This is a genomic window from Phaeobacter sp. SYSU ZJ3003 (assembly GCF_041300735.1).
Classification (GTDB): Bacteria; Pseudomonadota; Alphaproteobacteria; order Rhodobacterales; family Rhodobacteraceae; genus Phycobacter; species Phycobacter gallaeciensis_A.
Window position 1 is genome coordinate 259,710 of sequence record NZ_PXNU01000002.1, and the last position, 11,629, is coordinate 271,338.

7 protein-coding genes and 1 tRNA gene are annotated in these 11,629 nt (G+C 60.4%); 3 read left to right on the top strand and 5 right to left on the bottom strand.

Annotated features, from left to right (window positions below; all coding sequences use genetic code 11):
- Positions 1-169 precede the first annotated feature (169 nt).
- Positions 170-256 (top strand) — tRNA-Leu (locus C6W91_RS02705).
- 111 nt (positions 257-367) lie between these two features.
- Here the strand turns inward: C6W91_RS02705 and C6W91_RS02710 are convergent.
- The 3 genes from C6W91_RS02710 to C6W91_RS02720 form a co-directional block, all read right to left on the bottom strand.
- The gene (locus tag C6W91_RS02710; protein WP_165832687.1) at positions 368-2,551 is read right to left on the bottom strand and encodes a methyl-accepting chemotaxis protein; all 2,184 of its coding nucleotides are present in this window, start codon (positions 2,549-2,551) and stop codon (positions 368-370) included.
- A gap of 305 nt (positions 2,552-2,856) precedes the next feature.
- Entirely contained in the window at positions 2,857-3,729 is an 873-nt protein-coding gene (locus tag C6W91_RS02715) for a ribokinase (protein ID WP_065271989.1), read from the bottom strand.
- A gap of 9 nt (positions 3,730-3,738) precedes the next feature.
- Positions 3,739-5,994 carry an NADP-dependent malic enzyme gene (locus C6W91_RS02720; RefSeq protein ID WP_065271990.1) on the bottom strand — a complete coding sequence of 752 codons (2,256 nt, stop codon included), beginning with the start codon at positions 5,992-5,994 and terminating at the stop codon, positions 3,739-3,741.
- Positions 5,995-6,317: 323 nt separating this feature from the next.
- Here C6W91_RS02720 and C6W91_RS02725 point away from each other — a divergent pair, with 323 nt between their 5' ends.
- Both C6W91_RS02725 and mutS read left to right on the top strand, forming a co-directional pair.
- Entirely contained in the window at positions 6,318-7,139 is an 822-nt protein-coding gene (locus C6W91_RS02725; RefSeq protein ID WP_065273645.1) for a flagellin, read from the top strand.
- A 111-nt stretch (positions 7,140-7,250) separates the two neighbouring features.
- Positions 7,251-9,884, top strand: a complete 2,634-nt coding sequence (gene mutS / locus C6W91_RS02730) for a DNA mismatch repair protein MutS (RefSeq protein ID WP_065271991.1) — start codon at positions 7,251-7,253, stop codon at positions 9,882-9,884.
- 101 nt (positions 9,885-9,985) lie between these two features.
- On the opposite strand, the gene C6W91_RS02735 is transcribed toward mutS, so the two are convergent.
- Positions 9,986-10,546, bottom strand: a complete 561-nt coding sequence (locus C6W91_RS02735; RefSeq protein ID WP_065271992.1) for a nucleotide exchange factor GrpE — start codon at positions 10,544-10,546, stop codon at positions 9,986-9,988.
- Between the two features lie 9 nt (positions 10,547-10,555).
- Entirely contained in the window at positions 10,556-11,620 is a 1,065-nt protein-coding gene (hrcA, locus tag C6W91_RS02740; RefSeq protein ID WP_065271993.1) for a heat-inducible transcriptional repressor HrcA, read from the bottom strand.
- Positions 11,621-11,629: the final 9 nt, after the last annotated feature.

An 11,629-nucleotide genomic window follows, 5' to 3' on the forward strand; every position in this document is an offset into this window, starting at 1 on the left:
TCCGGACCCACAGTTTCATGATAAATCGCTGGCTTTACCGCCGCCATCGGCCCCGGCCTTCACGGGGTCCCGGCCGCGGGGCCCTGAATCCGGCTGCAAATTGCCACCCGATGTAAAAATCCGTTTGACGCTCCCGCCGCCGGTGCGTATACGCCGCTGCACGACACCTGCCCAGGTGGCGGAATTGGTAGACGCGCTAGCTTCAGGTGCTAGTGTCCGTATGGACGTGGAGGTTCGAGTCCTCTCCTGGGCACCATAATCCTTTGTTGGAACCCCTACAGTTTCAGATGTTCAAAGACGCCCCACAGGGCGCCCTTGAATGATGTCTTGCCTCAGCTCAGGCTGATATTCAGCCCTGCTTCCGGCTTTAGAAATCCTGCCACTTGTCGAGGGCGGCGTTGCCATCCGTGGCAGCGGCAGGTGTCGCGTCGCTGAAGTCCCAGTCCGCATCCCCATGGGCCGTTGGCATGCTTGGCGCTGCTTCAGGGGTGCTGGGCATTGCCGTGATATTGCCACCGCCTGCGATTTTGAAATGAGCAACCAGCTCGGCCAGCTTGGTGGCGTCGCTGTTCAGCATGTGCCCTGCTGCGGTGGCCTCTTCCACCATGGCGGCGTTCTGCTGAGTCACCTGATCCAACTGCACCACGCCGGTGTTGATCTCACCAAGGCCCGTGGATTGCTCCACAGCGCCTTCGGCGATATCGGTGACCAGACCAGAGATATGGTTCACCCGCTCGACAATGTTCTGCAGGGCCTCGCCGGCCTTGCCAACCAGATCCACACCGCGTTCCACCTGTCTCGAGCTATCGCCGATCAGCGTCTTGATTTCCATCGCCGCATCCGAGGACCGCTGCGCCAAAGCCCGCACTTCGGAGGCGACCACGGCAAAGCCTCGGCCTGCTTCGCCTGCACGGGCGGCCTCGACCCCCGCGTTCAGCGCCAGAAGGTTGGTCTGGAAAGCGATGTCGTCGATGACACTGATGATCTGGGCGATATGGGTCGAGGATTGCTCGATCTCGGTCATCGCCGAGACTGCACTTTGCACCACGACGCCACTGTTCTCGGCCTCTTTCTTGGCCTCGTTCATGATGTTTTCAACGCTACGAGCGCCATCGGCAGCGGATTTGACCGACGCCGTCAGCTCGTCCAGCGCAGCAGCGGTTTCTTCCAGCGTCGCGGCCTGACTCTCGGTGCGGTGAGACAGATCATCCGAAGACTGGCTGATCTCGGCGGCACCGTTGCGGATGCTGGAGGCGGATTCCACCACTTTCGTCACCGTGCCGTTCAGATTTTCGACGGTTCGGTTGAAATCCAGACGCAGCTGTTCGTAATCCTCGGGGAACCGGTCGGAGATGCGAGTTGTCAGATCACCGCCTGACAATTCGGACAGACGCGCGCCGAGGCTGGCAACGACCTTGGCCTGATTTTCACTATGTGCCTTTTGAGTCTGCTCCATCTCACGCTGGCGAACCAGGGCCGCATGGAAGACGCCCAGACTGCGGGCCATGTCGCCAATTTCGCCTTTGTCTGGCAGGCCTGTCATCTCGATGTTCAGATTGCCCTCAGACAAGGAAATCATCCGGTTGCTGATCCGGTTCAGCAGACCACACAGCCATTTCCCCAGACCCAGCGCCATGGCGCCGGCCAGAACCATCGCCACGATGGCCGCGCCGATACCGGTGTTGCGGATCGTATTGGTGATCGCCGTGATCGCATCCAAGGGGACAAGCGCATTGCCCACGGCAACCAGATTTCCGGAGAAGTCACGGATTTCAAACGGGCTGCCCGCATAGGCATGGCCGCCAAGGTCATAGTCCGACGTCTCTGCCGCCTCGCCTTTCACAAAACCTGCAATGGCAGCCGCATCCAGAAGCGCGGGACCGTCGTAACTTCCGGTCAGTCGGCGGATCTCTTCGCCAGTGCTGGAGAACGAACTGATATCGCTGTCTGGCAAAAGGTAGATTTCAAGCGCGGAATCGCCTCCTTCGGTCAGGCTTTGAACCAGGGCGCTGTCGAATTTGAGGCCGATTTCCACGCTGCCCACGTGGCTGCCATCATGGCTGATCGGGGCGATACCGCGGATACCGATGCCCGCGCGTCCCCGTTCAAGGCCCGAAACTGGCGCCTGCGTCTTGTTCGCGGCAACAACGGAATGGCGGAACCCGGATAGGTCATCGCCAAACTTCTCGGGCTTGTGCACCCGGAACAGAGACAGCGCCTCTGGAGTGTGAAACTGGAACTGAGCGATCCCGGCACTCGTTGCCAGTCCTTTGAAGTTTTGGGCGAAAATCCGGTCAAGCGTGTCTCGGTCCTGCTCTGCCACGGCGCGCTGCACGTCCGACATGGCAGCCACGGTCTGAGCCGTGGTCAGGGCGAGTCGCTGGCGCCCTTCGATCTCGGAACTGACACGGGCCTCGAACTGACGCAGCTCGCGGAGTGTTCCCTCATCCGAGACTGTCCCCAGGCCCATGAACAAAGGCACAGTGACAATCGCGATCGCAACCAAAGAACTGACCAACAGCGCAACAACAATCCGCATTCTGAGGGACATCGTTAAAAACTCCTATCAACAGAGTCTTTTCCTAGCGCGAAGAGGCTTAAGAATTTGCATACTTAAATCACGACATGTTGATCTTTTCGCACCTACGGGTATTGGGGAGCCGCCTGAACCTTGGCTCCATATTTAGCATTTATTCGAATAAGTTACGATTTCAGAACCATGGGCGGACGGATCCCGGGCGCATGAGCAGACCAGAATATCGCCCGATTAAATCACCGAGAATAACAAGAGAAACCGGATCGACCGGCGTTAGAAATCTACCCGTTCGGTAGGCTCAGTACGGGTCCGGGGAGGCATCAAAGCCGACTGTCCTGAACCTCTTTCAGATCGGGAATGACATCGGCGGTGCCATGGCGAGTCACCATCAGGGCCGCCGCGCGGGAGGCTTGCGCCATGGCCTGCGCCATCGGCATTCCGCGATCCAGACCGGAAAGGACATAACCGGTAAAGGTGTCTCCTGCCCCGGTGGTATCGACCGGGGTGACCGGCAAGGCTGGAATATCCTGCACCGCGCCTGTGGTGCCATGGAAATGGCGCGCGCCCTCTGCCCCGAGGGTAACGATCACATCTTCAACGCCCAGCGCCTCGGGCGGATTGCCGGTTGCATCCTGCAATTGACGCGCCTCGACCGCATTCAGAAACAAAAGATCCAGATGCGGCAAGACCGCTGCAACCGCTACCGCGTCAAAAGGCGCCGCCGCATAGGCCACCCGCAGCCCCAGATCACGGCCCATCCGCGCTGCATCGACCTGCAGGTTGGTTTCGTTCTGCATCACCAGAATATCCCCGGCAGAGGCAGCCGACAGGGCCTGACCGATCTGATCCGGGCTGATCGCGCGGTTGGCTCCGGGAAACAGGATGATCTGGTTTTCGCCGTCCTGATCCACAGCAATGATTGCATGGCCCGTGGGCGTGTCGATCTGCGCGATATGGCGGGTATCGACGCCGTACTCCAGCAGGCGGTCCACCGCCCATCTGCCATCAGCGCCAACAGCACCGATGTGGCAGACGTGGCTACCGGCCCGGGCGGCGGCGACCGACATATTGGCCCCCTTGCCGCCCAGAAACTGGTCCAGACCCGAGGCTGCCAATGTCTCACCCGCCACCGGAAGATGCGGCAGCGCGTAGACCATGTCAGCGTTGATCGAGCCCAGGTTCCAGATTGCCATCGTTACCGCCTAGCCGATGTTGCAGGCAGCCAGAACCGCCATGTTCAGCACGTCATTAGCGGTCGAGGTGGTCGAGCAGATCTGGATCGGCTTGTCCACGCCCGCCAGGATCGGGCCAACCACGGTGGCACCGCCCATTTCCTGCATCAGCTTGACCGAGATGGAGGCCGAGTGCCGGGCAGGCACGATCAGGATGTTGGCGGGGCCCGATAGACGCTGGAACGGGTAATTCTCCTGCGCCTTGGCATTCAGCGCCACATCCACGGTCATTTCGCCTTCGTATTCGAAATCGACGCCGCGCTTGTCCAGAACACCCGGGGCGATATGCATCTTTTCCGCCCGCTCGGACACCGGATAACCAAAGGTCGAGAAGCTGACAAAGGCCACGCGGGGATCCAGCCCCATGTGCCGGGCCACACCAGCAGCGCGTTCGGCAATCGTCGCCAGATCGTTCTCATCCGGCCATTCATGCACCAGCGTATCGCCAATCAGCACGATCCGGCCCTTATGCAGCAACGCGGTCACGCCGGCCGCGCCGTGTTTGGCATCGGCATCAAAGACGTGGTTGATCTGATCCAGAACATGCGCGGATTTCCGGGTGGCACCGGTGACCAGACCATCGCCATGCCCATGCGCCAGCATCAGCGCCGAGAAGACGTGCCGGTCACGTCCCACCAGACGGTGGATGTCCTTACGGTCGAAGCCCTTGCGTTGCAGGCGGTTGAACAGGAAATCCTTGTAGGTGTCGAAATGCTGGGTATTGGCAGCATTGACCACCTCCAGCTCGCGCACCGCATCGCCAAGGCCGGCCGCTTCCAGCTTGGCCTTCACATCATCGGCACGGCCAACGACCAGCGCCTTGCCAAAGCCGGACCGCTGATAGGTAACGGCGGCGCGCAGCACGCGGGGATCGTCGCCCTCGGCAAAGATCATCCGCGACTGAGCCGAACGCGCGCGGGCGTTGAGGCCGCGCAGGATCGAGGCCGTCGGGTCCATCCGGCTTTTCAGGCTGATCTCATAGGCTTCCATGTCGATGATGGGACGACGCGCGGCACCCGTGTCCATGCCCGCCTTGGCCACGGCTGGGGGAATCCGGTGGATCAGACGCGGATCAAACGGTGTTGGGATGATGTAATCGCGACCAAAAGTCAGCGATTTGCCATAGGCTAGCGCCACCTCATCCGGCACATCCTCGCGCGCCAATGCGGCCAGCGCATGAGCACAAGCAATCTTCATCTCGTCATTGATGGCGCGCGCATTGATGTCCAGCGCCCCGCGGAACAGGTAGGGAAAACCCAGAACGTTGTTCACCTGGTTGGGATAGTCCGAGCGGCCCGTGGCGACGATGGCGTCGACGCGGACCTCATGTGCCTCTTCCGGGGTGATTTCGGGATCCGGGTTTGCCATGGCAAAGATCACAGGGTTGTCGGCCATGGAGGCAACCATCTCCTGCGTCACCGCGCCTTTGACCGACACGCCAAGGAAGACATCGGCGCCTTCCATTGCTTCCTCAAGCGTCCGCAGCTCAGTCTTGACCGCATGGGCCGACTTCCACTGGTTCATACCTTCGGTACGGCCCTGATAAATCACACCCTTGGTGTCACAGACGATGCAATTGTCGTGCCGCGCGCCCATGGATTTCAGCAGCTCGATACAGGCGATGCCCGCCGCGCCCGCGCCGTTCAGCACGATTTTCACGTCTTCGATCTTTTTGCCCGAGATATGCAGCGCATTGATCAGGCCCGCCGCACAGATCACGGCGGTGCCGTGTTGGTCGTCATGGAAGACGGGGATATCCATCTCTTCCTTCAGGCGCTGCTCGATGATGAAACACTCGGGCGCCTTGATGTCCTCAAGGTTGATGCCGCCAAAGGTCGGGCCCATCAGCTTGACCGCGTCGATGAACTTGTCCGGATCTTCGGTGTCGAGCTCAATGTCGATCGAGTTCACATCGGCAAAGCGTTTGAACAGGACAGATTTCCCCTCCATCACCGGTTTCGATCCCAGCGCGCCCAGGTTTCCAAGCCCCAAAACCGCCGTCCCGTTGGAGATGACAGCCACCAGGTTGCCCTTGTTGGTATAATCATAGGCGGTTTCCGGGTTCGCCGCGATCGCTTCGCATGGCACCGCAACACCGGGGGAATAGGCCAGGGAGAGATCCCGCTGCGTGGTCATCGGGACGGTCGCATTGATTTCCCATTTGCCGGGTGTCGGCTCCAGATGGAAGGCAAGCGCCTCTTCGTTTGTGATCTTCGCTTTGGGCATGGGCTGTAGGTGTCCTCTCCTAATCGGGCACAGTCTTATCCCAGCCCTGCGTCCCTCTCAATCCGATCCGGAAAGAAAACGACCCCTAAAAAGCAATAATATTTCAAATAAAACTTGATAGATTTCGTCGGCTTTTCGCCACAATCTCGACCGATCCGCGCTATATTCCGTTAATAATACTTAACAGCTTCTGTGTGACGCGTGGCTATAAGGCCGCAAACCGGCGCCAGAACAGCACATGTCAGAACGGCATACGACCATTTCTGAAAAGTCACACCCGCCGCCGCAATACCGGCGGGCAGGGTAAATTTGGGATGCACGATATGACAAGTATCAACTCCAACACCGGCGCCGCCACAGCGCTACACCTGCTGGGAGGGACGACACAGCAGCTGGAAACCGTCCAGAACGAGGTCGCAACCGGAAAAGAGGTGAATACCGCCAAAGACAATGCCGCGCTATGGGCGATTTCCCAGATCATGGAGGCCGATGTCTCCGGGCTGCGGGCAACCTCTGATGCGCTGTCGCTGGGTGAGTCCACCGTCGCCGTCGCCTCGGCTGGTGCGGAACGGATTTCCGAAGCTGTCATCGAAATGAAGGAACTGGCACTTACAGCAAGCAGCGGCCTTGTTGACTATTCCAAGATCGAAGCGCAGCTGGCCCAGAAGACGGAGGAAATCAATTCGATCATTTCTTCCTCCCAGTTCAACGGTGCCAACCTGCTGGCCACAAATGTGGACGGCAATGGCGCAACCGGCCTTAGTATTCCAACCGGAGCAGACCTGTCGTTGCTGACAGTTGATGGTGTCGATTTCGAAAGCGACCCGTTGTTCGATATCAACAACCGCACCCAGGTCACGGATCAGGCAAGCGCCCAAACCGCGCTGAGCGAGATTACCGGTTTCCTGCGCTTTGCCATCGAAGGTGCCGCTGCACTTGGGGCCTCGGCCAATGGACTGGCAGAAGAGAACAAGACCGTGCAGAACCTTGCTGATGCCACAAAGAAGGGGATCGGCGCCCTGGTGGATGCCAATATCGAGGAATCCGCGGCGCGACTGGTTGCGCTTGATGTGCAAAAGCAGCTGGGCACCACCTCTTTGTCGATTGCGAACTACAGCCCGCAATCGATCGGCGTGCTCTTCTGATCAACTCCGGCCCGCCAGGGCCTGAGCAACGGATTGCAAATCCGGGTAATCGGGTTTTCCTTGGACCGTCCGCATTGTAAATGTCGGGCAAATAACCCCGGGGGAGCTCGCATGACCGTTACGCCCATGATGGCGCAATATCTTGAGATCAAAGCAGCGCATCCCGATGCGTTGCTTTTTTATCGGATGGGCGATTTCTACGAGATGTTCTTTGACGACGCGGTCAATGCCGCCGAGGCGCTGGACATCGCCCTGACCAAACGGGGCAAACACGACGGCGAGGATATACCCATGTGCGGCGTTCCCGTGCATGCCGCCGAAGGGTATCTGCTGACCCTGATCCGCAAGGGGTTCCGCGTCGCGGTAGGCGAACAGCTGGAAAGCCCGGCCGAAGCCAAGAAACGCGGCTCCAAATCCGTGGTGAAACGGGATGTGGTGCGGCTGGTGACTCCCGGCACGCTGACCGAGGATTCCCTGCTCGAAGCACGGCGCCACAACTTCCTGGTTTCCTATTCCGAGTTGCGCGACGAAGCGGCCTTGGCCTGGGCGGATATTTCCACCGGCGCGTTTCACGTGATGCCCATCGCCCGGGTGCGCCTGTCGCCGGAACTGGCACGGCTGGCGCCATCGGAATTGATCGTCGCTGATGGCGCGCCTTTTGATGCGACCCGCCCGCTGGCAGATGAATACAAGATCCCGCTGACCCCGCTGGGCAAAGCAAGTTTCGACAGCACGGCGGCAGAAAAACGCATCTGCACCTTGTTCAACGTTGGTGCGCTGGATGGGTTCGGCACCTTCACCCGCGCCGAGGTCTCAGCCATGGGTGCGCTGATCGACTATCTGGAGATTACGCAGAAGGGCAAACTACCGCTGTTGCAGCCGCCGGTACAGGAGGCGCAGGATCGCGTGGTGCAGATTGATGCCTCCACCCGCGCCAGCCTGGAACTGACCCGATCCCTGTCGGGCGGGCGCGCCGGATCGTTGTTGTCGGTGGTGGACCGAACCGTCACCCCAGGCGGTGCCCGCCTTTTGGAACAACGTATGGCAAGCCCCTCGCGCACGTTGGATGTGATCAGCGCACGATTGGCGGCACTGGATTTCACGGTAGAGGCGACACAGCTTTCGCAGGATATCCGCGCCGCGCTGCGCAAGACCCCGGATCTGGACCGCGCTCTGTCCCGTCTGGCGCTGGAGCGCGGTGGTCCGCGCGATCTGGCCGCCATCCGCAACGGGCTGGTGCAGGCCGAAACCATCGCCCAGATGTGCGAAGGACAGGAGCTACCCGATTTGATCGGCGGCGCCGTACGTGATCTTCTTGGCTTTGACGATCTTCTGTCGCTGCTGGATGCCGCGCTGGTGGCCGATCCGCCGCTGCTGGCCCGTGACGGCGGGTTCATCGCGACCGGCTATGATCCGGAACTGGATGAGGCCCGCACCCTGCGCGATGAGGGACGCTCGATCATTGCCGGGATGCAGCAAAAATATGCGGAGCACACCGGCATCACCTCGCTGAAGATCAAGCACAACAACGTGCTGGGCTATTTCATCGAAACCACCGCGACCCACGCGGAAAAGATGCTGTCTGCGCCGCTGTCCGAAACTTACATACACCGTCAAACTACCGCAAATCAGGTGCGTTTCACCACGGTGGAGCTGAGCGAGATTGAAACCAGGATCCTGAATGCAGGGAACCGAGCACTGGAGATCGAAAAGCGGCTCTATGACAGGCTTTCTACCGCCATTCTGGACACCGCTGCGCGACTCAATACCGCTGCCAAAGGGTTGGCAGAGCTGGATCTGGTGACCGCATTGGCCGATCTGGCCCGCGGTGAAAACTGGACCCGTCCCAAGGTGGACGCCTCCCGCGCGTTTCACGTGGAGGGCGGACGCCATCCGGTGGTGGAACAGGCGCTGCGACAACAGGGCGGCGATACCTTCGTCGCCAATGATTGCGATCTCTCGGCCGGGGATGGCGCCGCGATCTGGCTGCTGACCGGTCCCAACATGGCCGGTAAATCGACCTTCCTGCGGCAGAACGCGCTGATCGCGCTGTTGGCGCAGATGGGCAGCTATGTTCCCGCCGAAGCCGCGCATATAGGGTTGATCAGCCAGCTGTTCAGCCGTGTCGGGGCCTCGGACGATCTGGCGCGCGGACGCTCGACCTTTATGGTTGAAATGGTGGAAACCGCCGCGATCCTGAACCAGGCCGATGACCGTGCTCTGGTGATCCTTGATGAAATCGGGCGCGGCACCGCGACCTATGATGGGCTGTCCATCGCCTGGGCCACGCTGGAACACCTGCACGAGGTGAACCAGGCCCGCGCCCTGTTTGCGACCCACTATCACGAGATGACCCAACTGGCCGGTAAGCTGGAAGGCGTCGAAAACGCCACCGTCACCGTCAAGGAGTGGGAGGGAGAGGTGATCTTCCTGCACGAGGTCAAGAAAGGCGCCGCCGACCGCTCCTACGGGGTGCAGGTGGCGCAGCTTGCCGGCCTGCCAGCTTCGGTTGTGGCACGGGCGCGCGATGTGCTGGATATGCTGGAACAAGGCAGCCGCGAAGGCGCTGGCGCAAAGATCCAGATCGACGATCTGCCGCTCTTTGCTGCTGCCCCGCCGCCACAACCCAAACCCGCCGCAGGTCCGTCACCTGTCGAGGAATTGCTGGAGAGTATCCACCCCGACGATCTGACCCCGCGCGAGGCACTGGAGGCGCTCTACCGTCTGAAAGACGCTACTGCGTAAATGCAAAGCCGTATTAATGCAAAAAGGCGACCCTGGCGGGTCGCCTTTTTCAATTCTGAATGCAGGGTCCGAAGCGATTTACACCAATAACCCCGGCAGCCTTATGCCGGTGTCGAGGAGACCCCGACCTGCGCCGGCCGCAGCAGGCGGTCGTGCAGCATGAAACCTTCAGCGGAAACCTGAATAATCTCGCCAGCCTTGGTGCCGGGCACCGGGGCTTCGAACATGGCTTCGTGCACCTGCGGGTCGAACTTGTCACCCACTGCGGGCGAGACAACGCGGATGCCGTGCTTTTCAAACACGCCCAGCAGCGCCCGCATGGTCAGCTCAACACCTTCGATCAGGGCCGAGGCCGCCTCTTTCTGTTCGTCGGTTACCGATTCAACCGCGCGCTTCATGTTGTCGAACACCGGCAGCATGTCACGGGCCAGCTTCGAGCCACCGTATTGCTCGGCTTCGCGGCGGGCCTTGTCGCCCCGCTTGCGCGAATTCTCGGCATCCGCCAGAGCGCGCATGAACCGGTCCTTCAGCTCATCACGTTCCGCCCGCAGGGCATCCAGCTCCAGCGCCGCGTCATCAAATTCTTCGGTCTGTGCCGCCAGCTCTTCTGCTTCGGCATTTGCGATATCGTCGAGAAAATCGTCGTTCTTGGGCTCTGCCATTTTTCACCTCTAACTCCGGTCTGACAGCAATTTGCCGACCAGTTGCGCCGTATAGTCCACGATGGGCACAATCCGTCCGTAGTTCAGGCGGGTCGGGCCAATCACCCCCACCGCGCCAATCACCTTTCGATCCGCGTTCATATAAGGAGACACCACCAAAGAGGAACCCGAAAGTGAGAAAAGTTTGTTCTCCGAGCCAATAAAAATGCGCACGCCCTCGCCCTCTTCGGTGAGTTCCAGGAATTCGGCAATATCCTGCTTGCGCTCCAGATCGTCGAACAGGCTGCGGATCAGATCCAGTTCTTCTGTGACGCCATTATCCGCCAGCAGATTCGCGCGTCCCCGCACGATCAGACGCGCCTGGTCGCTGCCGTCTTCTTCCCAGGCGGCCAGACCGCTTTCGATCAGCTGATGCGCCAGGTTGTCGATCTCCTGCCGCCGGGTGGCGATCTCTTCCTGCATGTCGAGGCGCACGTCACTCAGCGTGCGCCCTTCGACGAGGGCATTCAGGAAATTGGCCGCCTCGCGCATCGAACTGGGCGTCTGCCCCGGCGGCGGGGTGAACAGCCGGTTTTCCACGTGACCATCGGAAAACACCAGCACCACCATCGCTCGGTCATGACCCAGCGAGACGAATTCGATATGGCGGATCTCTGCTTCATGCTTTGGCGTCAGGACCAGCGAGGCACCCTGCGTCACCCCGGAAAGCGCCGCCCCGACACGGTCGAGCATACCGCTCACATCGCCGGAATTGCGACCCAGGGTGGCGTCGATCTTTTCGCGGTCCTGCGCCTTCAGGTCCTCGACCTCCAGCAGGCCATCGACGAACATCCGCAGACCCAGCTGCGTCGGTACCCGTCCGGCGCTGACATGTGGGCTGTCGAGCAGGCCCAGAAACTCCAGATCCTGCATCACGTTGCGTACCGTCGCCGCGCTGACCTTTTCGCTCAGCGACCGGGTCAGGGTACGGCTGCCGACGGGATCGCCGCTTTCCAGATAGGATTCCACGACCGCCCGGAACACATCCCGCGACCGGTCGTTCATGTCTTTCAGGATATTGTTTGCGTCTGTCATGAGCATTTT